A 25,499-nucleotide genomic window follows, 5' to 3' on the forward strand; every position below is an offset into this window, starting at 1 on the left:
GGCCGGGGGCCCGCCCCCCCCAGGCGTGGTGCTGGGGTGGTTAGTGGCTTTCGGGGGTTTTCTGGGGGGGTGGGGGCGCCGTGGGGCGGAGTTTCAGCCAGGTGAGGAAGAAGAGGCCCAGGAGCAGCATGCCCAGGCCGGTCCAGAGGTTGATGTTGATGCCCTCGGCCTTGTCGATCGCGGCGTCGCCGTCGGTGAGGCCGGTGATCGTGACGATGACGCCGTAGAGGACGAACAGGCCGCCGATGATGCGGCGGATGTCGAAGAGGCGGGCGGCCGTCGCGGACCTGCCCTCCAGTTCGGTGACCTCCCGCTGGACGTCGTTCTCGGAGTACTCGGGGCGTTCGGGGTGCTCTGACATGTTTTTGGTCCTTCGCGGTCAGAACGAGAACGGGATGTAGCAGGCGGCAGCCAGGATCACCGCGCCCCAGCCGAGCAGCGCCGGCCTGCGGTACCACGCGTCGTCGCCCTCCGCGGGCGGCTCCGCCATGCCGGGCGAGCGGGTGCCGTAGACGAGTCCCTGGAGTTCCCGTGCGGGCTTGGGGGCGGTGAACAGGGAGACGGCCACCATGACCACCGCGCCGGCGACGAAGCCCGCGATCGCGGAGACGAAGTTGGCGCCCTGGTCGGAGGGGATGTCGATGATGCCCTGCTTGTAGATGACGAAGTAGTTGACCATCGCCGCCGTCGTGCCCGCCAGCAGGCCCCAGAAGCCCGACTTCATCGACGCCCGCTTCCAGAACATGCCGATGATGAAGACGACGAACATCGGGACGTTGAAGAAGGAGAACAGCGTCTGGAGGTAGGCCATGATGTTCGAGAAGGACGACGCCAGGAACGCCGTGCCCACGGAGGCCATGACGCCGATCGCCGTGATCAGGCGGCCGAAGCGCACGTAGTACGTGTCCTCCCGGCCCCGTTCCACGTACTTCGCCCAGATGTCGTTCGTGAACACCGTGTTGAACGACGACACGTTGGCCGCCATACCGGCCATGAAGGCCGCCAGCAGGCCGGTCACCGCGATGCCGAGGACGCCGTTGGGGAGCAGGTCCTGCATCAGGTAGGGGATCGCGTCGTTGTACTGGTAGCCCGACTCGGGTGTGCCGAACCGGGGGATCAGCGCGGCGGCGACCAGGCCCGGGATCATCACCAGGAAGACGATGAAGATCTTCGGGAACGCCGCGATCAGCGGCGTGCGCTGGGCCGCGGAGAGGTTCTTGGCGGACAGCGCGCGCTGGACCTCGGCGAAGTTCGTGGTCCAGTAGCCGAAGGAGAGGACGAAGCCGAGGCCCAGGACGATGGTGAGCCAGTTCGCACCGAGCGGGTTGGGGTCGCCGATGCCGGTGCCGCCCCAGGCGGTCACGAAGTCGTCGCCGTGGCTGGCGGTGAGTGTGTTCGTCAGGCCGTCCCAGCCGCCGGCCTTCTTCAGGCCCAGCACCGTGATCGGGATCAGCGCGGCGAGGATCACGAAGAACTGCAGGACCTCGTTGTAGATCGCCGAGGAGAGGCCGCCGAGGGTGATGTAGGCGAGCACGAAGAAGCCCGCCACGACGATCGCCACCCACTCCGGCCAGCCGAGCAGCGCCTCCACGACGATCGCGAGCGCGTAGAGGTTGACGCCCGCGATCAGGATGGCGGCGAAGGCGAACAGGACCGAACTGAGCAGGTGCGCCGCCTTGTCGAAGCGGAGCAGGAGGAACTCCGGGACCGAGCGGACCTTGGAGCCGTAGTAGAACGGCATCATCACCAGGCCCAGGAAGACCATGGCCGGGATGGCGCCGATCCAGTACCAGTGCGTCGTGTAGACGCCGTACTGCGCGCTGTTGGCGGCCATGCCGAGGATCTCGGTGGCGCCCAGGTTGGCCGCGATGAACGCGAGGCCCGTGACCCAGGCGGGCAGCGAGCGGCCGGACAGGAAGAAGTCGAGGGTGGTCCTGACCGACCGGCGGGCGGCGAAGCCGATGCCGAGGACGACGACGAAGTAGATGCCGAGGATCGTGTAGTCGAGCCAGTTGGTGGGGAGCCGTAGCTCGGCGGACAGATATGTGGGGGTTTGCATACGCACTCGCTTCGTTGCGTGAACTGATCCGGACCGGAACCTACGCCTGAGCGTTTGCTAATTGAACACTTCTGATGTCGAGCTTTGATTGATTGTGATGTTGACGGACGTGGTGAGTTGTGTTTTGGTGTGTTGGGTTCTGTTGAATGATTGAGTGGCTCGAATGAGGAGTCCGCGGTGAAGAAGACCTCGACCCGGCTGGCGGACGGCCGCGAGCTGATCTACTACGACCTGCGTGACGACGCCGTGCGGGACGCGGTCGACCACCGCCCGCTGGAGCGGACCGTGACGACCTCCGAGATCCGCCGCGACGACCTGCTGGGCGACTCGGTCGCCATCGCCTCGCACCGTCAGGGCCGCACCTACCACCCGCCGGCCGACCAGTGCCCGCTGTGCCCGTCTCAGGGCGAACGGCTGAGCGAGATCCCGGACTCGTCGTACGACGTTGTGGTCTTCGAGAACCGTTTCCCCTCGCTCGCCGGTGACTCCGGGCGCTGCGAGGTCGTCTGCTTCACCTCCGACCACAACGCGTCCTTCGCCGACCTGGGCGAGGAACAGGCGCGGCTGGTCCTGGACGCGTGGACCGACCGTACGTCGGAGCTGTCCCATCTGCCCTCCGTCGAGCAGGTCTTCTGTTTCGAGAACCGGGGTGCGGAGATCGGTGTGACACTGGGTCACCCGCACGGGCAGATCTACGCCTACCCCTTCACCGCCCCTCGCACCGCACTGATGCTCCGGTCCCTGGCGGCCCACCGGGAGGCCACGGGCGGGGAGAACCTCTTCGACGCCGTCGTGGAGCGCGAGCTCGCCGGCGAGCGCGTCGTCCTTGCGGGTGAACACTGGGTGGCCTTCGTGCCGTACGCCGCGCACTGGCCGTACGAGGTCCACCTGTACCCGCGGCGCCGGGTGCCCGACCTGCTCGCGCTGGACGAGGCGGCACGCTCGGAATTCCCCCAGGTCTATCTGGAACTCTTGAGGCGCTTCGACCGGATCTTCGGCGAGGGTGAGCCTCCGACGCCGTACATCGCCGCCTGGCACCAGGCGCCGTTCGGCCAGCTGGTGGAGTTCGAGGGCGTCAGCCGTGACGACTTCGCACTTCACCTGGAGCTTTTCACCATTCGCCGAACTTCCGGCAAGCTGAAGTTTCTCGCGGGTTCCGAATCCGGCATGAGCGTGTTCATCAACGACGTGCCGCCGGAGCGCGCGGCCGAGCGACTGCGAGAGGTAGCTAGTTCATGAGCGGGAAGTACCTGGTCACCGGTGGAGCGGGATACGTGGGCAGCGTGGTCGCCCAGCATCTGCTGGAGGCGGGCCACGAGGTCGTCGTCCTCGACAACCTGTCCACCGGATTCCGCGAGGGTGTGCCCGCCGGTGCCTCCTTCGTGGAGGGCGACGTCCGCGACGCCGCGAAGTGGCTGGACTCCTCGTTCGACGCGGTGCTCCACTTCGCCGCCTTCTCCCAGGTCGGCGAGTCCGTCGTGAAGCCGGAGAAGTACTGGGACAACAACGTCGGCGGCACCATGGCCCTGCTCGCCGCCATGCGGGCGGCCGGGGTGCGCAAGCTGGTCTTCTCCTCCACGGCCGCGACCTACGGCGAGCCGCGGGAGGTCCCGATCGTCGAGTCCGCGCCGGCCTCGCCGACCAACCCCTACGGTGCCTCCAAGCTCGCCGTCGACCACATGATCACCGGCGAGGCGAAGGCGCACGGGCTCGGCGCGGTGTCGCTGCGCTACTTCAACGTCGCCGGCGCGTACGGCGAGTTCGGCGAACGCCACGACCCCGAGTCGCACCTCATCCCGCTGGTCCTCCAGGTGGCCCAGGGCAGGCGCGACGCGATCTCCGTCTACGGCGACGACTACCCGACGCCGGACGGCACCTGCGTACGCGACTACATCCACGTCGCGGACCTCGCGGAGGCGCACCTGCTGGCCGTCGGCGCGGCCGTACCCGGCGAGCACCTGATCTGCAACCTCGGCAACGGCAACGGCTTCTCCGTCCGCGAGGTCGTCGAGACGGTCCGGCAGGTCACCGGCCACCCGATCCCCGAGGTCGCGGCCCCGCGCCGGGGCGGCGACCCGGCGGTGCTGGTGGCGTCGGCGCAGACCGCCCGCGAACGGCTCGGCTGGAACCCGTCCCGCGCGGACCTCGCCGCAATCGTCGCGGACGCCTGGGAGTTCGCGCAGCGGCGCGGCAAGTAGAGACGTACGGAAGGTCAGGGGTCAGGGCATGAGCGAGGCCAGAGAGACGGACGCCGGGGTTGTCGCAGAGCGGTTCCGGGAGCTGTACGGGGCCGATCCGCAGGGCGTGTGGGCCGCGCCGGGGCGGGTCAACCTCATCGGCGAGCACACCGACTACAACGACGGCTTCGTGATGCCGTTCGCGCTGCCGCACACCGCGGTCGCCGCGGTCTCCCGGCGCACCGACGGCGTGCTGCGGCTGCACTCGGCGGACGTCGAGGGCGGCGTGGCCGAGCTGCGCGTGGACGCCCTGGAGCCGGAGTCGGACCGGAACTGGACGGCGTACCCGGCGGGCGTCGTCTGGGCGTTGCGCGCCGCGGGCCACGAGGTGACCGGCGCGGACGTCCACCTGGCCTCCACGGTCCCGGCGGGCGCGGGCCTGTCGTCCTCGGCGGCGCTGGAGGTGGTGATCGCCCTGGCCCTGAACGAGCTGTACGAACTCGGCCTGAGGGGCTGGCAGCTGGCCCGCCTGTGCCAGCGCGCCGAGAACGTCTACGTCGGCGCCCCCGTCGGGATCATGGACCAGACCGCGTCCGCCTGCTGCACCGCGGGCCACGCCCTGTTCCTCGACACCCGCGACCTCTCCCAGCGTCAGATCCCCTTCGACCTCGCCGCCGAGGGCATGCGCCTGCTGGTGGTCGACACCCGGGTCAAGCACGAGCACAGCACCGGCGAGTACGGCAAGCGCCGCGCCGGCTGCGAGAAGGGCGCCGCCCTGCTGGGCGTCGACGCCCTGCGCGACATCCCGTACGACGGGCTGGACGCGGCGCTCGACCGCCTCGGCGACGACGAGGAGGTGCGCCGTCTGGTCCGGCACGTGGTCACCGAGGACGAGCGCGTCGAACGCGTCGTCTCCCTGCTGGAGTCGGGCGGGACCCGGGCGATCGGCCCCGTCCTCACCGAGGGCCATGCCTCTCTGCGCGACGACTTCCGCATCTCCTGCCCTGAGCTGGACCTGGTCGTCGACACCGCCCTGTCGGCCGGAGCGCTCGGCGCCCGGATGACGGGCGGCGGCTTCGGCGGCTCGGCGATCGTGCTCGCGGAGGTGGCGGACGTCGACGGCGTCACCAAGGCGGTCCAGGAGGCGTTCGCGGTGGCGGGCTTCACGGCGCCCCGGGTGTTCGAGGCGGTGCCTTCGCCGGGGGCGCGGCGGCTTCGGTAGGGCGGCCGCCGTCAGCCGGTGACCAGGCGCTTCGTCAGCGTGAACTCCGTGATGCCGGGCGGGTAGTCGGGGATCGTGCCCACCACCTCGTACCCCTGTCTGCGGTAGAAGTCCGGGGCCTGGAAGTCCCAGGTCTCCACGCGGGCGGCGGTGCAGCGGCGCTTATCGCGGGCGATGCGCTCCGCCTCCGTCAGCAGGCGCGAGCCCAGGCCGCTGCCCCGGTGGCGGCCGTCGACCCAGAGGTACGTCACGTGCAGCCAGGTCGCCCAGGTGTGCCCGACCAGGCCGCCGGCCAGGTCGCCGGTCGCGTCCAACACCCAGACGTGCAAGGGGGCTTCGCGGGCGGCGGGGGTTCCGCGCAGGGCGCGCAGGACGGGTGAGGCTGCCGTATTGGTGTCGCGGAGCCGCGAACGGAGAAGATCGCGCCGGGTCCTGTCGACTTCTGTCTCAATACGAAACATGCGGCTCACCATAAACGCGCCGGACAGCCAGTTCTGCAAATTGGCTTCCGCTCCTGCCCCCCGCCCGTACTCTGATGAAAGCACCGGTGGGGGCCGGTGCTGTTCAGGGGGCGAGACAAGTCGGGTACGACGCCCGAAGTGGGGGTAGCAGTTCCTGCACGGCGGCGGCCGTGCGGCTGCGGCGACCCCGTCCTGGGGGAACGGCTGAGACAACAACCCAGGACTGCTTCGGGCGTCGTGCCCGCACCGGTCACCGGCTCCCGTCGATGGGCGTCCCCTGCTCTTCCAGAGCTCGGGGAAGGGGGTTTCGTGGTACGCATCCGAGTCCTGGTCGTCGACGACCACCGCATCTTCGCCGAGTCCCTCGCGGCGGCACTCGCCGCCGAGCCGGACGTCGACGTCTCCGCGGCCGGCAGTGGTCCCGCCGCGGTACGCAGCCTGGAGCGCGCGGCCGCCGAGGGCCGCCGTTTCGACGTGCTGCTCGTCGACGCCGACCTGGGTGGCACCGCGCCCGGGATACGGCCCGCCGTGCCCGTGCAGGAGGGCGGCGACGGGGTCGTGGACGGGATCTCCCTGGTCGCGGGGGTCCGTGTCGCACAGCCCGGCGTGCGGGTCGTCGTGCTCGCCGAGAAGGACGATCCCCGGCGGGCGGCGCTCGCCCTGCAGGCCGGCGCGAGCGGCTGGGTCGCCAAGGACTGCTCGCTGTCCCGGCTGCTCACCGTCATCCGGGGGGTGCTGCGCGACGAGACCCATCTGCCGCCCGCCCTGCTCACCGGCGTGCTGCGCGAGCTGACCGCGGCCCGCAGGCACCGCACCGAGAGCGAACGGCTGGTGGAGTCCCTCACGCCGCGCGAGCGGGAGGTGCTGCGCTGCATGGTCGCGGGCCTGGGCCGCAAGGCCGTCGCCGAGCGCCTCTACCTCTCCCCGCACACCGTACGCACCCATATGCAGAACGTCCTCGGCAAACTCGGCGTCCACTCCACCCTCGCCGCCGTCGCCCTCGCCCGCCGCGCGGGCGTGGGCCCGGCCGACCTGGGCCCGACGGGCCGCATCACCCCGGAGGAAAGCAACAGCGCCTGAGAACCACGCACCGGCCACGACTGTGCAACCCCCTCGGGGACGCGTGATCGGACGCGGCTGGGCAGCTTGCTTCAGGGGCGCGGGGAACTGCGCGACCAGCCACCCCCGGCCCGCGGACGACCGACGGCCCTATCCGGGAATGTTGTCGAACGGCGCCGTCAACTGGCGCAACAACGCCGCGAGTTCAGCCCGCTGCGCACGGGACAGCTCCGCAAGGATCGCCCGCTCCTGGTCGAGCAGCCCCGCCAGCGCCTGGTCCGCACGATCCCGGCCCTCGTCGGTGAGCCGGACCAGCACGCCCCGCCGGTCGCTGGGATCGGGCAACCGCTCGACCAGGCCCTTCTTCGCCAGCCGGTCGATACGGTTCGTCATCGTGCCCGAGGTGACCAGCGTCTGGGTCAGCAACTGTCCCGGCGACAACTGATACGGCGTCCCCGCCCGGCGCAGCGCCGTCAGGACGTCGAACTCCCACGGCTCCAGACTGTGCTCGGAGAAGGCCAGCCGACGCGCGCGGTCCAGGTGCCGGGCCAGCCGGCTCACCCGGCTGAGCACCTCAAGCGGTTCCACGTCGAGGTCCGGGCGCTCCCGGCGCCACGCTGCGACCAGCCGATCGACCTCGTCCTCCATGACGATCAGTGTAGTGGTTGTGTCGACATGAAGTCTCTTGACGTCGAGATACTTGGGTTGCCAAGCTGAGGGCATGGCCGACCCCACCTGGGACCCTGCCCAGTACCTGCGGCACGCCGGACACCGCTCCCGCCCCTTCACGGACCTCCTGGCCCACGTCCCCGAGCCGCCCACCGAACCGCCCCGCATCGCCGACCTCGGCTGCGGACCCGGACACCTCACCGCGCTCCTCGCCGCCCGCCGGCCCACCGCCCGCGTCACCGGCTACGACAACTCCCCGGAGATGCTTCAGCGCGCCCGCGCCGAGCACCCCGGCACCGCCCGCCTCGACTACGCCCACGCCGACCTGCGCACCTGGACTCCCGGTGAGCCGTACGACCTGATCCTCAGCAACGCCACGCTCCAGTGGATCCCCGGGCACGAGAACCGGTTCGCCGACTGGATCGCCGGACTCGTCCCGGGCGGCACCTTCGCCTTCCAGGTCCCCGGCAACTTCGCCACCCCCAGTCACCGCCTGATGCGCGAGCTGGCCACGTCCCCGCGCTGGGCGGACCGCCTCGCCGGCGCCCTGCGGCACGACGACGCCGTCCTCACCCCCGAGGCGTACCTGGAACGCCTCACCGACCTCGGCTGCACGGCCGACGTCTGGGAGAGCACGTACATCCATCTCCTCACCGGCGAGGACCCGGTCCTGGACTGGGTGAAGGGCACCGGCCTGCGCCCGGTCCTGACCGCCCTCGCCGACGACGCGGAGGCGGCACGCGCCTTCGAGGACGAGTACCGCACGGCCCTGCGCGAGGCCTACCCGCCGAGCAGCCACGGCACCCCGTTCCCGTTCCGCCGCGTCTTCGCCGTCGCCCACAAGGAGCCCTGATGATCACCACCGGTTGGGCCTGCGCGCGTACTACGGGGACGTTCTCGGCATGACGGGGATCCCCGAGTCGCCGGCGCTCGGGGCGCGCGGCGGCTGCCGGCTCCGGACCGGTCCCGTGCGGCCTGCCCGCGGCGGGTGCGGCCGCCGGGACCGCGATCCGCTGACGGTCGAATGAAGAGGGGGATCCCGGGAGCGGCGGCGGCCGCTTCCGAGATCCCCACTTCTGTTCCGGCCCGCGGCCTCAGTTCTTGCGATGCCCGATCAGCCGCGGTTTCTGCTCCAGGCCGTCCAGCCCGTGCCACGCCAGGTTCACCAGGTGCGCCGCCACCTCGGCCTTCTTGGGCTTGCGCACCTCCAGCCACCACTGCCCGGTCAGCGCGACCATCCCGACCAGCGCCTGGGCGTACAGCGGGGCCAGTTTCGAATCGAAGCCGCGGCTCTTGAACTCGCGGCCCAGGATGTCCTCCACCTGGGTGGCGATGTCCGAGATCAACGAGGCGAAGGAACCCGTCGACTGGGGGATGGGGGAGTCACGGACCAGGATGCGGAAACCGTCCGTGTACTCCTCGATGTAGTCCAGCAGCGCGAAGGCCGCCTGTTCGCACAGCTCGCGCGGGTGGCCCGCCGTCAGCGAGCTGGTCACCATGTCCAGCAGGCGGCGCATCTCACGGTCCACGACGACCGCGTACAGCCCTTCCTTGCCGCCGAAGTGCTCGTACACCACCGGCTTGGAGACCCCCGCCTTCGCCGCGATCTCCTCCACCGACGTGCCCTCGAAGCCCTTCGCGGCGAAGAGGGTGCGACCGATCTCCAGCAACTGCTGGCGCCGCTCCGCACCGGTCATACGGGTACGGCGCGTCCGCCGCGGCTTGTCGTTGCTGGGGGTGCTGGAGTCGGTCGCCACAGCGTCAATCATGCCGCCTCGGCCGTCTCCCGCCGGCGTCGGGAGCCGCCTTCCCCGTCCTGACGGCGGGAATCGATACGCGAGCGTGACGGCCAGCGCACGTCGTACGCCCACCCGGCGAGCTCGAACCAGCGGATCAGCCGGGCGGAGGAGTCGATCTGGCCGCGCTCCACACCGTGCCGCGCCGAGGTCGGGTCGGCGTGGTGCAGGTTGTGCCAGGACTCACCGCAGGACAGGACCGCCAGCCACCACACGTTGCCCGAGCGGTCCCGCGACTTGAACGGCCGCTTGCCCACCGCGTGGCAGATCGAGTTGATCGACCAGGTCACGTGGTGCAGCAGCGCCACCCGGACCAGCGAGCCCCAGAAGAACCCGGTGAACGCCCCCCACCAGGACATCGTCACCAGACCGCCGATCAGCGCGGGCAGCGCCAGGGACAGCAGCGTCCAGACGATGAACTGCCGGGAGATCGCCCGCAGCGTCCGGTCCTTGATCAGATCCGGCGCGTACTTGTCCTGCGGGGTGCGCTCTTCGTCGAACATCCATCCGATGTGGGCCCACCACAGGCCCTTCATCAGCGCCGGGAGCGTCTCGCCGTACCGCCACGGCGAGTGCGGGTCACCCTCCGCGTCGGAGAACTGGTGATGCTTGCGATGGTCGGCCACCCAGCGCACCAGGGGACCCTCGACCGCCATCGACCCGGCGATCGCCAGCGCGATCTTCAGGGGCCGCTTGGCCTTGAACGAACTGTGGGTGAAGTGCCGGTGGAAACCGATCGTGATGCCGTGGCAGCCGAGGAAGTAGAAGAAGACCAGCAGACCCAGGTCCAGCCAGCTCACTCCCCACCCCCACGCCAGCGGCACCGCCGCGAGGAGAGCGAGGAACGGGACGACGATGAAGAGCAGGAGCGCGCCCTGCTCGACGGAACCCTTGCGGTCGCCGCCGAGCGTGGCGGGCGGAAGCGAATCGGCGGTGTCCTGTGAGGTCGACTTCGGGGCGTCGTCGATCACATCGGAACTCGTGGTCATGGGGCGTCCCCTGTGGGGTCGTGGATTGAGGCAGGTGCCGGGCTGTGGGTACCGCGTACGACTCGGGGCGAGACATTCCTACGGTTCCGTAACCTACGGCGTAGTAAGTATGGCAGCGCGTCGCGCGGCGGCAAGAGCCCGTGATCCTGCGCGTCCCGGCCGACACCTATCCTGGAAGTCGGTCGGACAGCGCGGTCCGCTCTGATTCCTTCCCCGGAAGTCCGGCCCGTAATACGGCTCCCCGCCGTGCGACGGTCACCGGGTTCCCTCCCACACGAGCTTCAGACGAGCTTCAACACTGCAAGGAGCCGCACCTGTGAGCAGTGCCGACGACCAGACCACGACGACCAGCAGTGAGCTGCGCGCCGACATCCGCCGGCTCGGCGACCTCCTCGGTGAGACCCTTGTCCGCCAGGAGGGCCCTGAGCTGCTGGAACTCGTCGAAAGGGTACGCCGCCTCACCCGGGAGGACGGCGAGGCCGCCGCCGAGCTGCTGCGCGGCACCGAACTGGAGACCGCGGCCAAGCTGGTCCGCGCCTTCTCCACCTATTTCCACCTGGCCAACGTCACCGAGCAGGTGCACCGGGGCCGCGAGCTGCGCGCCCGCCGCGCCGCCGAGGGCGGGCTTCTGTCCCGCACCGCCGACCGGCTGAAGGACGCCGATCCCGAGCACCTCAGGGAGACCGTCCGCCATCTCAATGTTCGTCCGGTGTTCACGGCTCACCCCACGGAAGCCGCCCGCCGTTCGGTCCTCAACAAGCTGCGGCGCATCGCCCAGCTGCTGGAGACCCCGGTCATCGAGTCCGACCGCCGCCGCCACGACATCCGGCTGGCCGAGAACATCGACCTCGTCTGGCAGACCGACGAGCTGCGCGTCGTACGCCCCGAACCGGCCGACGAGGCCCGCAACGCGATCTACTACCTCGACGAGCTGCACGCCGGCGCCGTCGGCGACGTCCTGGAGGACCTGACGGCGGAGCTGGAGCGCGTCGGCGTCAAGCTCCCCGACGACACCCGCCCCGTCACCTTCGGCACGTGGATCGGCGGCGACCGCGACGGCAACCCCAACGTGACCCCCGAGGTCACCTGGGAGGTGCTGATCCTCCAGCACGAGCACGGCATCAACGACGCCCTGGAGATGATCGACGAGCTCCGCGGCTTCCTGTCGAACTCCATCCGCTACACCGGCGCCACCGAGGACCTCCTGGAATCCCTCCGGGCCGACCTGGACCAGCTGCCCGAGATCAGCCCCCGCTACAAGCGCCTCAACGCCGAGGAGCCCTACCGCCTCAAGGCCACCTGCATCCGGCAGAAGCTGGAGAACACCAAGCAGCGCCTCGCCAAGGGCACCCCGCACCAGGCCGGCCGCGACTACCTCGGCACCGGCGAGCTGCTCCACGACCTCAAGCTGATCCAGGCCTCCCTGCGCGCCCACCGCGGCGGCCTCTTCGCCGACGGCCGGCTGGACCGCACCATCCGCACGCTGTCCGCCTTCGGCCTCCAGCTCGCCACCATGGACGTACGCGAGCACGCGGACGCCCACCACCACGCGCTCGGCCAGCTCTTCGACCGGCTCGGCGAGGAGTCCTGGCGGTACGCCGACATGCCGCGCGACTACCGCACGAAGCTTCTCGCCAAGGAACTCCGCTCGCGCCGCCCGCTGGCCCCCAGCCCCGCCCCCGTCGACGCGGCCGGCGCCAAGACCATCGGCGTGTTCCGGACGGTCAAGCGGGCCCTTCAGGTCTTCGGGCCCGAGGTCATCGAGTCGTACATCATCTCGATGTGCCAGGGCGCCGACGACGTCTTCGCCGCCGCGGTCCTCGCCCGCGAGGCCGGCCTGGTCGACCTGCACGCCGGCTGGGCCAAGATCGGCATCGTGCCGCTGCTGGAGACCACGGACGAGCTCAAGGCCGCCGACTCCATCCTGGAGGACATGCTCGCCGACCCGTCCTACCGGCGGCTCGTCGCACTCCGCGGGGACGTCCAGGAGGTCATGCTCGGATACTCCGACTCCTCCAAGTTCGGCGGCATCACGACCTCCCAGTGGGAGATCCACCGGGCGCAGCGGCGCCTGCGTGACGTCGCCCACCGGTACGGCGTACGACTGCGGCTCTTCCACGGCCGCGGCGGCACCGTCGGCCGTGGCGGCGGCCCCACCCACGACGCGATCCTCGCCCAGCCCTGGGGCACCCTGGAGGGCGAGATCAAGGTGACCGAGCAGGGCGAGGTCATCTCCGACAAGTACCTGATCCCGTCCCTGGCCAGGGAGAACCTGGAGCTGACGGTCGCCGCGACCCTCCAGGCCTCCGCCCTGCACACCGCGCCCCGGCAGTCCGTGGAGGCCCTCGCCCGCTGGGACGCCGCGATGGACCTGGTCAGCGACGCGGCGCACGCGGCGTACCGCAGGCTGGTGGAGGACCCGGACCTGCCGGCGTACTTCTTCGCCTCCACCCCCGTCGACCAGCTCGCGGACCTGCACCTCGGCTCCCGGCCGTCCCGCCGCCCCGACTCCGGCGCGGGCCTCGACGGGCTGCGAGCCATCCCGTGGGTGTTCGGCTGGACCCAGTCCCGGCAGATCGTCCCCGGCTGGTTCGGCGTCGGCTCCGGCTTCAAGGCGCTGCGCGAGGCGGGCCTCGACACCGTGCTCGACGAGATGTACGGGCAGTGGCACTTCTTCCGCAACTTCGTCTCCAACGTCGAGATGACGTTGGCCAAGACCGACCTGCGGATCGCCGGCCACTACGTCGACACCCTCGTCCCGGACGAGCTGAAGCACGTCTTCGACACCATCCGCGCCGAGCACGCCCTCACCGTCGCCGAGATCCTGCGGATCACGGGCGGGGACGAACTCCTCGACGCCCAGCCGGTGCTGAAGCAGACCTTCACCGTCCGCGACGCCTACCTGGACCCGATCTCCTACCTCCAGGTCGCCCTCCTCAAGCGCCAGCGCGACGCCGCCGCCGCGGGCGCCGAGCCGGACCCGCTGCTCGCGCGGGCCCTGCTCCTCACCGTGAACGGCGTGGCGGCCGGCCTGCGCAACACGGGCTGAGAACCACGGACACAGGTGTGCCCCCGTGCTCCTCACGAGCACGGGGGCACACCCGCGTCCTGGGTCCTACACGACGACGAAGGTCGCGGTGATCAGCGCCAACCCCGAGCCGGCCATCACCCAGGCCGCCCGCATCCGCCCCAGCCCGCCCGCGACCACGACCGAGCCCAGCAACAGCGCGCCGCCCAGCGGCACCCAGGAGTACAGCACGCCGCCGGGCCCGGACCGCACGACCTCCCTGCCGCCGGGCTTCATCACCACGGTGTACGTCTGCCCGTCCCGCACGGCGGCGGTCTTCTCGATGACGACCCGGTCGCGGGCCTGCGACCCCGCGGAGATCGGTGTGTAGGGGCCCGAGCAGGTGGCGTCCCCGCAGCCGGTCACCTTGACCGTCCCGCTCTCCCGCCCCTTGGTGAGCATCACATACTGGGCGGTGCTCCAGGACGCCCACACCCCCGCGATCAGTATCAGCGCCGCGACGACACCCATCGCCACGAGCCGCCCGAACCGCAGCGCGACGGACGCGCCCTGACTGGAGACGACGGCAGAAGGCATGGCCGCGATCCTTGGCCATGCCTGCACGGGCAGTCAACCGAGGTGGGTGACAAGTCAGGAGTTGTACGAACTCTGCGCCCGCTCCAGTCCCTCGCTCAGCAGACACTCCACTCCGTCCGCCGCCCGGTCCACGAAGTAGTCCAGCTCCTTGCGCTCGGCGGACGAGAAGTCCTTGAGCACGAAGTCGGCCACCTGCATACGCCCCGGAGGCCGCCCGATCCCGAACCGCACCCGGTGATAGTCCGGGCCCATCGTCTTCGTCATCGACTTGAGCCCGTTGTGTCCGTTGTCGCCGCCCCCGAGCTTCAGGCGCAGCGTCCCGTAGTCGATGTCCAGCTCGTCGTGGATCGCGACCACTTGGGCGAGCGGCACCTTGTAGAAGTCGCGCAGCGCGTTCACCGGGCCGCCCGAGAGGTTCATGAACGACATCGGCTTCGCCAGGATCACCCGGCGGCTCGCCGGCCCCGGCGGACCGATCCGGCCCTCGACGACCTGCGCCTGCGCCTTGCCCGCCCGCTTGAACCTGCCCCCGATCCGCTGCGCGAGCAGATCCGCCACCATGAAGCCCACGTTGTGCCGGTTCATCGCGTACTCGGGCCCCGGATTGCCCAGCCCCACGATCAGCCAGGGGGCACCCGCGTCGGTCGTCACGTCCATATCTCCTTAGATACGCCGCCAGCCGCCGCCTCCGCGAGGGAAGCAGCGGCTGGCAAGCTACCGGCGATCAGGCCTCGATCAGGCCTCCGCAGCGGCCTGTTCGCCCTCGCCGCCCTCGGCGGCCTCCTCGCCCTCCGGAGCCTCCTCGGCCTGCGCGGCCAGGACCTGCAGGACGACAGCGTCCTCCTCGACGGCCAGCGTGACACCGTTCGGAAGCTTGATGTCCTTGGCGTGGATCGAGGCACCGGCCTGCAGGCCCTCCACGGAGACGGTGAAGCTCTCCGGGATGTGGGTGGCCTCGGCGTCGACCGGAAGCGCGTTCAGCACGTGCTCCAGCAGGTTGCCACCCGCCGCCAGCTCGCCCTCGGCGACGACCGGGACCTCGACGGTGACCTTCTCGCCGCGCTTGACCAGCTGCAGGTCGACGTGCTCCAGGAAGCCCCTCAGCGGGTCACGCTGCACGGACTTCGGGATCGCCAGCTCGTTGGACTTGCCGTCGATGTCCAGGGAGATCAGGACGTTCGGCGTACGCAGCGCCAGCAGCAGCTCGTGACCCGGGAAGGTCAGGTGCAGCGGGTCGGAACCGTGGCCGTACAGCACACCGGGAACCTTGTTGTCGCGGCGGATACGACGGGCGGCACCCTTGCCGAACTCCGTACGGGACTCGGCGGCGAGCTTCACCTCGGACATGACGATCACTCCTCGTAGAACTGGGAACGGACGTGGTCACCCGGCCACGAACGGCCTGCTACGAAGAGCGCGTCGATAACGGACCGCCGTATTCCGTCCGGAAACGGACTACGGCCTCCCTCGCCGAGCAACCTCAACAGAGTACTCGGCGGGGAGGCCGTAGAAAAATCGATCAAGCCTGAGCGCTAGCGGCTCACTGCTCGTCGAACAGGCTCGTCACCGAACCGTCCTCGAACACCTCGCGCACCGCGCGCGCGATGGTCGGCGCGATCGACAGCACCATGATCTTGTCCATGTCCCGGGCCAGCTCACCCGGCGTCGGCAGCGTGTTCGTGAACACGAACTCGCTCACCCGCGAGTTCTTCAGCCGGTCCGCCGCCGGACCCGACAGCACACCGTGCGTGGCCGTCACGATCACGTCCTCCGCGCCGTGCGCGAACAGCGCGTCGGCGGCGGCACAGATCGTCCCACCCGTGTCGATCATGTCGTCGACCAGGACACACACCCGGCCCTTGACCTCACCGACGACCTCGTGGACCGTCACCTGGTTCGCGACGTCCTTGTCCCGCCGCTTGTGGACGATCGCCAGCGGCGCACCCAGCCGGTCGCACCAGCGGTCCGCGACCCGCACCCGGCCGGCGTCCGGCGAGACCACCGTCAGCTTCTCGCGGTCCACCTTCTTGCCCACGTAGTCCGCGAGCAGCGGCAGCGCGAACAGATGGTCCACCGGACCGTCGAAGAAGCCCTGGATCTGGTCCGTGTGCAGATCCACGGTCAGGATCCGGTCCGCCCCGGCCGTCTTCATCATGTCCGCGATCAGACGCGCCGAAATCGGTTCACGACCCCGGTGCTTCTTGTCCTGCCGCGCGTAACCGTAGAACGGCACGATGACGGTGATGGAGCGCGCCGACGCCCGCTTCAGGGCGTCGATCATGATCAACTGCTCCATGATCCACTTGTTGATCGGAGCCGTGTGGCTCTGGATCAGGAAGCAGTCGGCGCCGCGCGCCGACTCCTGGTACCGCACATAGATCTCGCCGTTGGCGAAGTCGAAGGCCTTGGTCGGGACGACCCCGACACCCAGCTGCTGGGCGACCTCCTCGGCAAGCTCGGGGTGGGCGCGGCCGGAGAAGAACATCATCTTCTTCTCGCCGGTCGTCTTGATCCCGGTCACAGCACTGTCTCCTCAGAGGTGTCTCAGCTGGATGTTGACACGACGTCTCAACTGGACGAAAAGCGTCGTCTCAGCTGGTGGGGTGCGGGTGTGCACTTATCACGGTACGCCGTCCCAGACGCATCTGTTTCCGGTCAGCCTTCGCCTTCCGGCTTCCGGGAAGCCGCCTCGGCCGCCTTCGCGGCCGCACTCCCCGGACGCTTACGAGCCACCCAACCCTCGATATTCCGTTGCTGACCCCGGGCCACGGCCAGTGAACCGGGCGGCACGTCCTTCGTGATCACGGACCCGGCGGCGGTGTAAGCACCGTCCCCGATCGTGACAGGCGCCACAAACATGTTGTCCGAGCCCGTCTTGCAGTGCGACCCGACGGTGGTGTGGTGCTTCTCCTCGCCGTCGTAGTTCACGAACACGCTCGCGGCGCCGATGTTGGAGTTGTCGCCGATCGTCGCGTCCCCGACGTACGACAGATGCGGCACCTTCGTGCCCTCACCGATCGAGGCGTTCTTGGTCTCGACGTACGTCCCGATCTTGCCCTTGCGTCCCAGCCGCGTCCCGGGACGCAGATAGGCGTACGGCCCCACCGTCGCCTCCGGACCGACCACCGCCCCGTCCGACACGGTGTTGTCGACCCGGGCGCCGGCCCCGACCCGGGTGTCCTTCAGCCGGCTGTTCGGGCCGACCTCGCAGCCCGCGCCGAGGTGCGTCGAGCCCTGCAGCAGCGTGTTCGGGAGCACCACGACGTCCTGCTCGAACGTCACGCCCGCATCGACCCACGTCGAGCCCGGATCCACGACGGTGACACCGTCCAGCATGGCGGCGGTCAGCAACCGGTCGTTCAGGATCCGGCGGGCCTCGGCGAGCTGCACACGGTTGTTGATCCCCGCGATCTCACGGTGATCACCGGCCACGGAGGCGCCGACGCGGTGCCCGGCCTCACGGAGGATGCCGAGGACGTCCGTCAGATACTCCTCGCCCTGACTGTTGTTCGTCCGGACCTGCCCCAGCGCCTCGGCCAGCAGCCGACCGTCGAACGCGAACACACCCGAGTTGATCTCCCGGATCGCCCGCTGCTCGTCGGAGGCGTCCTTGTGCTCGACGATCGCCGTCACCGCGCCCGAGGCGGGGTCCCGCACGATCCGCCCGTACCCGGTGGCGTCCGGCACCTCGGCGGTCAGCACGGTGACCGCGTTGCCGTCCTCGGAGTGGGTGCGGGCGAGGTTCTTGAGCGTCTCGCCAGTCAGGAGCGGGGTGTCACCGCAGACGACCACGACGGTCCCCGCGAGACCGTCGCCCAGCTCCTCCAGGCCCATGCGGACGGCGTGCCCGGTGCCGTTCTGCTGCGCCTGGACGGCGGTGCGCACGTCCGGGGCGACGTCGCCGAGGTGAGCGGTGACCTGCTCCCGGGCGTGCCCGACGACCACGACGAGGTTCTCGGGCTTCAACTCACCGGCGGCGGCGAGGACATGGCCCACCAGGGAACGTCCGCAGATCTCGTGCAGGACCTTCGGTGTGGCCGACTTCATACGGGTGCCCTCACCCGCTGCGAGTACGACGACGGCTGCCGGGCGAATGGCGCTCACGGGATGCCCTTCGGCTGTGGAGGGGGTGTGGACAACCGCAGGATACCGGGGTGGCTGTGGGGCGGGACGAGAGCGGGCCCTGACATGGTCGTCAGGGCCCGGCCGTGGTCTCGCGCAGGAGCTCCCCCATCAGGATTCGAACCTGAACTTAAGGGACCAAAACCCTTAGTGCTGCCTGGTTACACCATGGGGGATGGAACTCGGCCGAACCGGACATCAGGTCGGGCCGCCGAGTCGGCACCCAACACTATGCCGTACCAGGGGCCTTCCATGCGACGGTACGGCTCGCCGCTCGATCCGTACGCGTACCACCCGGTCGGAATCAGGTGTTCCGGCGATGAACGTTCCCGGTTCGGCAGTTCGAGGGATTCCGGCTGGATTCGTTGTTGTTCGGCTACGGAGTGTGGTGTGGCCAAGTCGTCGAAACTCACCGGAAAAGCAATGGCCCCCGCCCGTAGGCTGGAGGGCATGACCACGACGGGGGAAGAGCGCGCCCAGGGCCTGTCCGGCCCGTGGTGGTGGGCGAGATGGCGCAGTGCCGTACTGGACGGGACGCTCGCGCTGCTGTCCGCGGTCGAGTGCGGTGTCGAAGGTGTGCCGTTCGCGCGGGACGCGGGAATCCCGGTCGCCGCGGGTGTCGTCTTCGGCCTGCTGGCCGGCTCGACGCTGCTGCTGCGCCGGATGTGGCCGATCCCCGTCGTGCTGGTGTCGATCGCGATCTCACCGGCCCAGATGGGCTTCCTGCTGACCATCGTCGGCCTCTACACCCTCGCCGCGTCGGAGCTGCCCCGCCGGATCATCACGGCGCTGGCGGGCATGTCGCTCGTGGGCACGCTGGTGGTGACGTTCGTCCGGGCGCGGCAGGACATGACGCGGGGGGATGTGGGGATCGGCGAGTGGGTCGTCCCCTTCGTCTCCATCACCGCGTCGCTGGGCGTGACCGCACCGCCGTTGCTGCTGGGCCTGTACGTGGGTGCTCGGCGCCGGTTGATGGAGAGCCTGCGGGAGCGCGCCGACAGCCTGGAGCGGGAGCTTCAGCTGCTCGCGGAGCGGGCGGAGGAGCGGGCCGAGTGGGCGCGCAACGAGGAGCGGACGCGGATCGCGCGGGAGATGCACGACGTGGTCGCGCATCGGGTGAGTCTGATGGTCGTGCACGCCGCCGCGTTGCAGGCCGTCGCCCGGAAGGATCCCGAGAAGGCCGTGAAGAACGCGGCGCTGGTCGGTGACATGGGGCGGCAGGCGCTGACCGAGCTGCGGGAGATGCTCGGCGTGCTGCGCAGCGGGGACGGCGGTGCGGGGCGGCGTGAGCAGGCGTCGGTGCCGCTGGCGGCGGTGGGGGCGGCCGCGGCTGCCGCCGCCGCGGCTTCGCGGGCGGTTCCTCTCGACGAGGGCCTGGTGGGGGAGGGGCCCTGCCTGTCCGAGCTGGACGAGCTGATCGGGCAGTCGGCCGCCGCGGGGATGGCGGTCGACCTGTCGGTGGAGGGGGAGGCGCGGCCGTATGCGCCGGCGGTGGAGCAGACGGCGTTCCGCGTGGTGCAGGAGGCGCTGACGAACGTCCACAAGCACGCGGCGGGGGCGAAGACCCATGTGCGGTTGGCGCATCGGGTGTCGGAGATCGCGATGCAGGTGGAGAACGAGCCGCCGCCGGAGGCCGCGTCCGCTTCCTCGGCCCGGTTGCCTTCGGGGGGCAACGGTCTGGTGGGGATGAGGGAGCGGGTCGTCGGCCTGGGTGGGGTGTTCGTGTCCGGGCCGACGGACGCGGGGGGTTTTCGGGTGTCGGCGGTGATCCCGGCGTCGTCGTAGTCCGGACCGGTGCGGCCGGGAGACCGTGATCAGGCCGCTGTCAGGCGTACCGGTTCCATGCCGGAGACGAGGCCGGTGAGGGCCTTGTCGATGTCCGGGCCGAGGTACCAGTCGCCGGTGTGGTCGAGGGCGTAGACGCGGCCTTCGGTGTCGATGGCGAGCAGGGCCTGGGTGTCGGGTTCGGCGCCCAGGGGGCTGACCTCGGTGTCGAGGGCGCGGCCGAGGTCGCCGAGGGTGCGGGCCATGTGCAGGCCGTGGAGCGGGTCCAGGTGGAGGTGCGCGGGGGCGATCTGGCGTCCGGGGCCGGTGGGGGCGATGTGCAGACCGCCGAACTCGGCCCAGGCCTCCACCGCGGCGGGGAAGACGGCGTGCCGGTGGCCGGCCGGAGAGGCGTGCTCGCGCAGGGCGTCGGCCCAGATCTCGGCCTGCTTGATGTCCCAGCGTCCGGGTTGCCAGCCGGCGTCGCGCAGGGCGGCGTCGACGGGTACGGCGAAGCGGGTGGTCGAGGTGCGGTCGGTGTGCATCTGCCCTTCGTTCGTTGTGCGGCTCGTGGGGTGTGGTGCGGCTTGTGCGGTGCGGTGCGGCTCGTGGGGTGTGGTGCGGCTTGTGCGGTGCGGGTGAGTGGTGCGGCAGGTGAGGTCAAGAAGCCCTGGCCCACCGTCCGTCGGCCGTGCGTCGGCCGTCAGTCGTCCGTTGTCGTCGGGTCGATGACGCGGACGCCGAAGTGGGCGGTCAGGGCGGCGCAGGCGCGGCACGGGGCGGCGAAGCCGCCGTGCAGGGGATCACCGTCCTCGCGGATGCGGCGGGCGGTGAGCTTGGCCTGCTTGAGGGCCTTGCGGGCCTCGCCGTTGGTCATGGGTTTTCGGGCCGCGCGTTTGCTGCGGGCGGCGTCGGCGGCGGCGATGTGCCGGGAGATGAGGATGGCCTCGGCGCAGCGGCCGGTGAAGCGGTCGCGTTGGGCGCTGGTGAGGGTGTCGAGGAAGTCCTGCACGAGGGGGTGGAGGACGGGAGGCTGGTCGCCGCGGGCGGCGGTGCCGGTGAGGGTGGCGCCGCGGACGGAGAGGGCGGCGGCGACGGTCGGGAGTATGCCGTCGCGGCGGTGGTGGAGGGTGGGCGCGGGGCGGCTGTCGGTGGCGCTCCAGCCGATGCGAGGGTCGCCGGAAGTACCGGCGTGTGGCCCCGTTTGTGTCGCGTTCATGATCGTATTTCCCCTCCCGTGCATCCCCCCGGCGGACACAGAGTGCCAAATGCCGTGGCCCGTGCGGAAGCTGGGGCGCCGCGACACGCCCGGGTTTGGGCAGGCTGTCACGGTGGGGTGACGGCTGGTCACCGTGGGCCGAGTGAGGGTCGCCGGTGCTGTGACGTGCGCCGGTGACCGGTTTCGTCGTACCGCATAGGCTGTTGGCACCACGAGGCGCGGGCAACGCGTTGGAGACAGTCGATACGGGGCGTAGCGGGCCGAAGGGTTCAGAAGGTCCGCTACGGGTCGTACCAGAGTGCCGCAGGGGGCAACCGCCATGACGACAGGTCGGCTCGGGCTGGGGGCACCTCCCGGCCGCCAGGCCGGGGGACAAGCCGCGCCGCCGAACGCGGCCTACGCCGGGCAGGTCGTGCATTTCCCGGATCCGGTCCGGGCGGCCCGTCACCCGGGAGGGGTACGGGTGGACGAGCACGGCTACCCCGATTTCTCGGCCTACGCGCGTGCGGCCGCCGAGATCGCGGATCCGCCGGCCGGTTTCGGCGTCGACGAGCTGCGGCTGACGGACTACGTGTCGGCGAACGCGGCACTGTCGGCCTCCGGGCACGACCTGTGGGACACGGTGGCGCCGGTGGCGACGCCGCACGGGTGGACGTGGCACCACGTGGTGGGCACACGGCGGCTGGAGCTGGTGCCCGTCGAGGTGAAGGCGCTGCTGCGGCACCACGGCGGGATCGCCACGGCCGCGGTGGACCAGACGAAGCGGGGCACGCGGCCGCTCCAGGAGACGCGGCCGGCGCACTTCGGGTTGCCGAAGTCGGGGCCGGCGGTGACGGAGCCTCAGGTGCTGGGGGTCGAGGAGGACCTCGGGTACCGGTTGCCCGGCGCGTACCGCTCGTTCCTGAAGGCGGCGGGTGGCTGTGCGCCCGTCGGGACCGCGCTGGACGCGGAGTTGGGGCTGCTGATCGACCAGCCGTTCTTCACGGTGCGGGACGAGGCGGCGGTCAACGACCTGGTGTACGTGAACAAGTGCCTGCGTGACCATCTCACCAAGGACTACCTGGGTGTCGGGTTCGTGCAGGGCGGTCTGCTGGCCGTGAAGGTGAAGGGCGAGCGGGTCGGTTCGGTGTGGTTCTGCGCCTACGACGACGCGCGCGACGTCGATCCCTCGTGGCCGCCGGCCGAGCGGGTGGAGCGGTTGCTGCTGCCGTGCGGGGAGGACTTCGACGTCTTTCTGTCGCGGCTGGCGGGGTCGCCGCCGGAGTTGGACACGGTGGCGAATCTGATGGTGGACGGCGGTTTCGCGCGGGCGGTCGACGTCTCGTCCTCGGTGTCTGTGGGGGAGTGAGCTGACGATGGTGACCTTCGCGCAGGCGCAGGAGCGCGCCGAGGAGTGGATCAACGGGGATGTGCCGTCGTACCAGCATCGTGAGGTGCGGGTGCGGGAGTTCGAGCTCGGGTTCGTGGCGTGGGCCGAGGACCGCTCGGACGGGCCGCGTTCGGACGGCGGAACGCAGCGGCTGGTGATCGCGCGGGACAGCGGGGAGGCCACGCTGTGGCCGTCGCTGCCGGTGGGCGAGGTCATCCGGCGCTACGAGGAGGAGTACGGGCGTCCCGACGGGGCGTCCGCGCCGGTGGCCGCGCCCCCGGAGCGGGTGGATCTGAACCAGACGTCCTTCCTGCTGAGTCCGCCGGAGTGGTTGCAGGAGGCGGCCGACAAGCTGGGGATCCCGGATCGGCGGGCCACGGCCGCGGCTTCCGGGGGTGACACCGGCGCGGGTGCGCCGGGCGCCGCCGGAGGCAGTGGTGCGGCCTGGCCCGCGGCTGCGGGTGCTGCTGAGGGCGCGCCGGCGGCGGGGTCCGGGGCGGGCGCGGGGGCGCCGGGTGGGTCCGGCGCGCCGAGTGCGCCGAGTACGCCGGGGGCACCCGCGGGGGCGACTCCGTGGGCGGGGACGGACACCAACGCGGACGCCGGTGAGGACCGTTCGGTGCCGCTGCCGGCGACCGTGTTCGCGCCGCCGCTGAGCGGGGCCGACGAGGAGGAGTCCCGGGTGGCTCCTCCGGAGGCCCGGACGGCGTTGATCGCGGGGGGAAGCCGGCTTCCGCCCACGACGGTCGCGCCGGTGATCGACGAGGGGGGCTCACAGGGGGCGGGTGTGCCTCCGCAGGCGCCGCTCGCACAGACGTACGGCTACCCGCAGGGGGTGGGTGGCGCGGCGACGCCGGGTACCCCGACGCCTCCGCCCGGGCAGGGGGCGGCGACGCCTCCGCCGGTGCCGGGTGCGCCTGGGCCGGGTTCGCCCATGCCTGCGCCGGGTACGGCGACGCCTCCGCCGGTGCCGGGCGCGCCCGCGTCGGCGCCCGGGGTTTCGGGGGGCTCGGGTGCGGAGGGTGTTCCCGGCGGTCCGGGCGACCCGTCGTACGGCTCCGGGCAGACGCCGGGTGCGCCGCAGCCGCCGGCCGTTCCGGGGCAGCCGCTCGCTCCGCACGCCGGGGACATCGCAGACGCCGCCACGAGCAAGGCGGCACCTCCGCCCCGTCGTGCGCGGGGTGGAGGCGCGACGCCGCCTCCGCCGCCGGGCGCTCCGGGTACGCCGGGTGCGCGCCCGGGAAGCACTCCTCCACCGCCCGGCGCGCCGCGTGCGCCCGGTACGCAGGGCGCCTACGTGCCCACGCAGCTCGTGTCCTCCCTCGGGCCCGACGGACCTGAGGGTCCCGCGGCCGCTCCGGGTGCGCCGCAGCCGCCGGGTGCCCCGACTCCGCCCGGTCCTCCGACCCCGCCGGGAATTCCGACCCCGCCGGGAACTCCGGGCGGTACCCCGCCCGGTGGTGTGCACCACGCGGCCACGATGCTGGCCGACCCCGGTCGCACGGGGCCGGGCCGGGGCGCACCTCAGACTCCGGGCACTCCGGGAGCCCCTGGCATCCCGGGTGCTCACCAGCCCCCTGGCGCGCCCGGCGTCCCAGGTGCCCCGGGCGCGCAGGGCTCGGCCGGGGGCGCGCACGGGGCCGTGCACCACGCGGAGACCATGCTCGCCGGTCCCGCCGTCGGTGGCCCCGGCGCACCCCCGCCGCCGCAGGCCCCGGGCGTGCCGGGCATGCCTTTCGGCGCCCAGCACCCGATGCCTCCGGCGCAGGGTGCGATGCCGCCGCCCCCCGCTCCCGGGATGCCGATCCCGGGACAGCCGGTTCCCGGGCAGCGTCCGGCGAACGGCTATCCGCAGCAGGGTCAGCCGACCGTCGGCCCGGGCTATCAGGCCGTGCTGCGCTACCGCGCGCAGGACGGCTCGGAGCAGCAGCTGATCCGGCGTTCGGCGCCGGGTGTGCCGCACCCGGAGTGGCAGATCTTCCATGAGCTGCGGGCCATGAACGTGCCGCCGGACCAGGTGCTGGAGTTGCACACCGAGTTGGAGTCGTGCGAGTTGCCGGGCGCGTACTGCGCGCGGATGATGCGCGAGCAGTGGCCGCAGGCGCGGATCACGAGCATCGCGCCGTACGGCACGGATCACGCGAGCCGACAGCAGGGCATGCAGCAACTGCTGGCGCATCAGGGCGAGTTGCATCAGGTGGCGGACGGTCCCGCGCGCCCCGCGCCGGTGCGTGCGCCGTTGACGCCGGTGCAGCCGGCGCCGCCGCTTCCGCCGGAGGGCGTGGCGCAGGAGCTGGCAGGGGCGTTCGGGCCAGGCGTGTTCCGGTTCGAGCAGGCCGCGGTGTCCCGGCAGGGCGTGCCGCCGGTCGTGGCGCACACGCTGGTGGCGGCCGGACTGCCGCTGGACATGGGGCCGTTCTTCTGGGCGCAGGCCCAGCCGGGCCGGCCGGTGCCGACGCTCGCCGAGCTGGCGCAGGAGCGCGGCGTGCAGCCGGCGGCGGACGCGGGCTCGTACCTCGTCATGGGCAGCGACTTCGGCAAGGCGATCTGCGTGCAGTACGGCACGGCGCACATCGTGGCCGTACCGGTGGAGGCCGGGCCGGGCGGTGCGCCGGTGCCGCCGCAGTTCGTGAACACGGGGCTGCCGGAGTTCGTGCGCTGCCTGGCGCTGCTCGGCCGGATGTGGCGGCTGCGGTTCGGCCTGAACCAGGAGCAGGCGGGCCGCTGGACCGTCGACTTCCAGGCCCAGTTGGCGGCGCTCGACCCGGCGGCGCTGGGTTCGCCGGAGAGCTGGTGGTCGGTGCTGCTGGAGCAGATGTGGGACGGGCTGCTGTGACGCCCGCGGTGCGCTGACATCCCTTCGCGGGAGGGCCGGGCCCGGGGGGGGAACCCGGCCCCCCCCCCAGTTGTTAAAGGAACAGGCCCCCCGGCCCCCCCCCCCGGGGGGGCCGCGACACAGGCGGGGTGGTGAACGACCCCGTACCCGCCC

Annotated in this window: 22 protein-coding genes; 9 read left to right on the plus strand and 13 right to left on the minus strand. The window is 71.2% G+C overall.

Annotation, left to right across the window (positions count from 1 at the left end; genetic code table 11):
• Positions 1-40: 40 nt before the first annotated feature.
• Complete coding sequence (locus ACFV6X_RS34275; protein ID WP_385390220.1) at positions 41-361, minus strand: hypothetical protein; 321 nt, start codon at positions 359-361, stop codon at positions 41-43.
• Between the two features lie 18 nt (positions 362-379).
• Positions 380-2,059: a sodium:solute symporter family protein gene (locus tag ACFV6X_RS34280; protein ID WP_385390221.1), complete on the minus strand. Its 1,680-nt coding sequence runs from the start codon at positions 2,057-2,059 to the stop codon at positions 380-382.
• A gap of 177 nt (positions 2,060-2,236) precedes the next feature.
• Here ACFV6X_RS34280 and galT point away from each other — a divergent pair, with 177 nt between their 5' ends.
• From galT to galK, 3 genes are read left to right on the plus strand one after another with little or no spacing between them, the layout of a single operon-like run.
• Positions 2,237-3,298: a galactose-1-phosphate uridylyltransferase gene (galT, locus tag ACFV6X_RS34285; RefSeq protein ID WP_385390223.1), complete on the plus strand. Its 1,062-nt coding sequence runs from the start codon at positions 2,237-2,239 to the stop codon at positions 3,296-3,298.
• Positions 3,295-4,257, plus strand: a complete 963-nt coding sequence (gene galE, locus ACFV6X_RS34290; RefSeq protein ID WP_385390224.1) for a UDP-glucose 4-epimerase GalE — start codon at positions 3,295-3,297, stop codon at positions 4,255-4,257. Before galT ends, galE begins: the two co-directional genes overlap by 4 nt.
• Positions 4,258-4,285: 28 nt before the next feature.
• Entirely contained in the window at positions 4,286-5,458 is a 1,173-nt protein-coding gene (galK, locus tag ACFV6X_RS34295; RefSeq protein WP_385390225.1) for a galactokinase, read from the plus strand.
• A gap of 11 nt (positions 5,459-5,469) precedes the next feature.
• Here the strand turns inward: galK and ACFV6X_RS34300 are convergent, their stop codons facing one another.
• On the minus strand, positions 5,470-5,931 hold the full coding sequence (locus tag ACFV6X_RS34300) for a GNAT family N-acetyltransferase (protein WP_385390244.1): 462 nt from the start codon (positions 5,929-5,931) through the stop codon (positions 5,470-5,472).
• A gap of 297 nt (positions 5,932-6,228) precedes the next feature.
• Between ACFV6X_RS34300 and ACFV6X_RS34305 the strand changes: the two genes are divergently transcribed.
• Complete coding sequence (locus ACFV6X_RS34305; protein ID WP_385390226.1) at positions 6,229-6,999, plus strand: LuxR C-terminal-related transcriptional regulator; 771 nt, start codon at positions 6,229-6,231, stop codon at positions 6,997-6,999.
• A gap of 129 nt (positions 7,000-7,128) precedes the next feature.
• On the opposite strand, the gene tamR is transcribed toward ACFV6X_RS34305, so the two are convergent.
• Positions 7,129-7,626, minus strand: coding sequence for a MarR family transcriptional regulator TamR (tamR, locus tag ACFV6X_RS34310; protein ID WP_351835048.1), 498 nt, complete (start codon positions 7,624-7,626; stop codon positions 7,129-7,131).
• Between the two features lie 73 nt (positions 7,627-7,699).
• Here tamR and ACFV6X_RS34315 point away from each other — a divergent pair, with 73 nt between their 5' ends.
• Positions 7,700-8,500 carry a trans-aconitate 2-methyltransferase gene (locus tag ACFV6X_RS34315; RefSeq protein ID WP_385390227.1) on the plus strand — a complete coding sequence of 267 codons (801 nt, stop codon included), beginning with the start codon at positions 7,700-7,702 and terminating at the stop codon, positions 8,498-8,500.
• A gap of 241 nt (positions 8,501-8,741) precedes the next feature.
• Here the strand turns inward: ACFV6X_RS34315 and ACFV6X_RS34320 are convergent, their stop codons facing one another.
• Together ACFV6X_RS34320 and ACFV6X_RS34325 are read right to left on the minus strand one after the other, a co-directional pair.
• Entirely contained in the window at positions 8,742-9,416 is a 675-nt protein-coding gene (locus tag ACFV6X_RS34320; RefSeq protein ID WP_365448700.1) for a TetR/AcrR family transcriptional regulator, read from the minus strand.
• Positions 9,413-10,432 (minus strand): acyl-CoA desaturase, encoded by a 1,020-nt coding sequence (locus ACFV6X_RS34325; protein WP_385390228.1) that lies wholly within the window; start codon positions 10,430-10,432, stop codon positions 9,413-9,415. The genes ACFV6X_RS34320 and ACFV6X_RS34325 overlap by 4 nt, the downstream gene beginning before the upstream one ends.
• 316 nt (positions 10,433-10,748) lie before the next feature.
• Between ACFV6X_RS34325 and ppc the strand changes: the two genes are divergently transcribed.
• A complete protein-coding gene (ppc, locus tag ACFV6X_RS34330) occupies positions 10,749-13,481 on the plus strand; it encodes a phosphoenolpyruvate carboxylase (protein WP_385390229.1) in 2,733 nt (910 codons plus the stop codon).
• Between the two features lie 66 nt (positions 13,482-13,547).
• On the opposite strand, the gene ACFV6X_RS34335 is transcribed toward ppc, so the two are convergent.
• The 5 genes from ACFV6X_RS34335 to glmU form a co-directional block, all read right to left on the minus strand.
• Positions 13,548-14,036: a hypothetical protein gene (locus ACFV6X_RS34335; protein WP_385390231.1), complete on the minus strand. Its 489-nt coding sequence runs from the start codon at positions 14,034-14,036 to the stop codon at positions 13,548-13,550.
• A 54-nt stretch (positions 14,037-14,090) separates the two neighbouring features.
• Positions 14,091-14,693, minus strand: coding sequence for an aminoacyl-tRNA hydrolase (gene pth / locus ACFV6X_RS34340; RefSeq protein WP_385390232.1), 603 nt, complete (start codon positions 14,691-14,693; stop codon positions 14,091-14,093).
• A gap of 78 nt (positions 14,694-14,771) precedes the next feature.
• A complete protein-coding gene (locus ACFV6X_RS34345; RefSeq protein ID WP_385390233.1) occupies positions 14,772-15,383 on the minus strand; it encodes a 50S ribosomal protein L25/general stress protein Ctc in 612 nt (203 codons plus the stop codon).
• A gap of 193 nt (positions 15,384-15,576) precedes the next feature.
• Positions 15,577-16,557: a ribose-phosphate diphosphokinase gene (locus ACFV6X_RS34350; RefSeq protein ID WP_385390234.1), complete on the minus strand. Its 981-nt coding sequence runs from the start codon at positions 16,555-16,557 to the stop codon at positions 15,577-15,579.
• A 134-nt stretch (positions 16,558-16,691) separates the two neighbouring features.
• Entirely contained in the window at positions 16,692-18,140 is a 1,449-nt protein-coding gene (glmU, locus tag ACFV6X_RS34355; RefSeq protein ID WP_385390235.1) for a bifunctional UDP-N-acetylglucosamine diphosphorylase/glucosamine-1-phosphate N-acetyltransferase GlmU, read from the minus strand.
• 468 nt (positions 18,141-18,608) lie between these two features.
• On the opposite strand from glmU, the gene ACFV6X_RS34360 reads away from it, so the two are divergent.
• On the plus strand, positions 18,609-19,943 hold the full coding sequence (locus ACFV6X_RS34360; protein WP_385390237.1) for a sensor histidine kinase: 1,335 nt from the start codon (positions 18,609-18,611) through the stop codon (positions 19,941-19,943).
• Between the two features lie 29 nt (positions 19,944-19,972).
• On the opposite strand, the gene ACFV6X_RS34365 is transcribed toward ACFV6X_RS34360, so the two are convergent.
• Both ACFV6X_RS34365 and ACFV6X_RS34370 read right to left on the minus strand, forming a co-directional pair.
• Positions 19,973-20,467, minus strand: a complete 495-nt coding sequence (locus ACFV6X_RS34365) for an SUKH-3 domain-containing protein (RefSeq protein WP_385390238.1) — start codon at positions 20,465-20,467, stop codon at positions 19,973-19,975.
• A gap of 158 nt (positions 20,468-20,625) precedes the next feature.
• Positions 20,626-21,141 carry a YwqJ-related putative deaminase gene (locus ACFV6X_RS34370; RefSeq protein WP_385390239.1) on the minus strand — a complete coding sequence of 172 codons (516 nt, stop codon included), beginning with the start codon at positions 21,139-21,141 and terminating at the stop codon, positions 20,626-20,628.
• A gap of 319 nt (positions 21,142-21,460) precedes the next feature.
• Here ACFV6X_RS34370 and ACFV6X_RS34375 point away from each other — a divergent pair, with 319 nt between their 5' ends.
• Together ACFV6X_RS34375 and ACFV6X_RS34380 are read left to right on the plus strand one after the other, a co-directional pair.
• On the plus strand, positions 21,461-22,489 hold the full coding sequence (locus ACFV6X_RS34375) for an SMI1/KNR4 family protein (protein ID WP_385390241.1): 1,029 nt from the start codon (positions 21,461-21,463) through the stop codon (positions 22,487-22,489).
• Between the two features lie 7 nt (positions 22,490-22,496).
• The gene (locus tag ACFV6X_RS34380) at positions 22,497-25,346 is read left to right on the plus strand and encodes an SUKH-4 family immunity protein (protein ID WP_385390243.1); all 2,850 of its coding nucleotides are present in this window, start codon (positions 22,497-22,499) and stop codon (positions 25,344-25,346) included.
• Positions 25,347-25,499: the final 153 nt, after the last annotated feature.

The organism is Streptomyces sp. NPDC059861 (assembly GCF_042731435.1).
Taxonomy (GTDB): domain Bacteria; phylum Actinomycetota; class Actinomycetes; order Streptomycetales; family Streptomycetaceae; genus Streptomyces.

Excerpts from the sequence above, each read along its gene's own strand:
- ACFV6X_RS34320 (WP_365448700.1), bottom strand. The coding sequence starts at position 9,416 with ATGATTGACGCTGTGGCGACCGACTCCAGCACCCCCAGCAACGACAAG.
- galE (WP_385390224.1), top strand. The coding sequence starts at position 3,295 with ATGAGCGGGAAGTACCTGGTCACCGGTGGAGCGGGATACGTGGGCAGC.
- ACFV6X_RS34315 (WP_385390227.1), top strand. The coding sequence starts at position 7,700 with ATGGCCGACCCCACCTGGGACCCTGCCCAGTACCTGCGGCACGCCGGA.
- pth (WP_385390232.1), bottom strand. The coding sequence starts at position 14,693 with ATGGACGTGACGACCGACGCGGGTGCCCCCTGGCTGATCGTGGGGCTG.
- ACFV6X_RS34365 (WP_385390238.1), bottom strand. The coding sequence starts at position 20,467 with ATGCACACCGACCGCACCTCGACCACCCGCTTCGCCGTACCCGTCGAC.
- tamR (WP_351835048.1), bottom strand. The coding sequence starts at position 7,626 with ATGGAGGACGAGGTCGATCGGCTGGTCGCAGCGTGGCGCCGGGAGCGC.
- ACFV6X_RS34300 (WP_385390244.1), bottom strand. The coding sequence starts at position 5,931 with ATGGTGAGCCGCATGTTTCGTATTGAGACAGAAGTCGACAGGACCCGG.
- ACFV6X_RS34370 (WP_385390239.1), bottom strand. The coding sequence starts at position 21,141 with ATGAACGCGACACAAACGGGGCCACACGCCGGTACTTCCGGCGACCCT.
- ACFV6X_RS34275 (WP_385390220.1), bottom strand. The coding sequence starts at position 361 with ATGTCAGAGCACCCCGAACGCCCCGAGTACTCCGAGAACGACGTCCAG.
- galK (WP_385390225.1), top strand. The coding sequence starts at position 4,286 with ATGAGCGAGGCCAGAGAGACGGACGCCGGGGTTGTCGCAGAGCGGTTC.
- ACFV6X_RS34345 (WP_385390233.1), bottom strand. The coding sequence starts at position 15,383 with ATGTCCGAGGTGAAGCTCGCCGCCGAGTCCCGTACGGAGTTCGGCAAG.
- ACFV6X_RS34360 (WP_385390237.1), top strand. The coding sequence starts at position 18,609 with ATGACCACGACGGGGGAAGAGCGCGCCCAGGGCCTGTCCGGCCCGTGG.
- ACFV6X_RS34325 (WP_385390228.1), bottom strand. The coding sequence starts at position 10,432 with ATGACCACGAGTTCCGATGTGATCGACGACGCCCCGAAGTCGACCTCA.
- ACFV6X_RS34375 (WP_385390241.1), top strand. The coding sequence starts at position 21,461 with ATGACGACAGGTCGGCTCGGGCTGGGGGCACCTCCCGGCCGCCAGGCC.
- ACFV6X_RS34280 (WP_385390221.1), bottom strand. The coding sequence starts at position 2,059 with ATGCAAACCCCCACATATCTGTCCGCCGAGCTACGGCTCCCCACCAAC.
- ACFV6X_RS34335 (WP_385390231.1), bottom strand. The coding sequence starts at position 14,036 with ATGCCTTCTGCCGTCGTCTCCAGTCAGGGCGCGTCCGTCGCGCTGCGG.
- ACFV6X_RS34380 (WP_385390243.1), top strand. The coding sequence starts at position 22,497 with ATGGTGACCTTCGCGCAGGCGCAGGAGCGCGCCGAGGAGTGGATCAAC.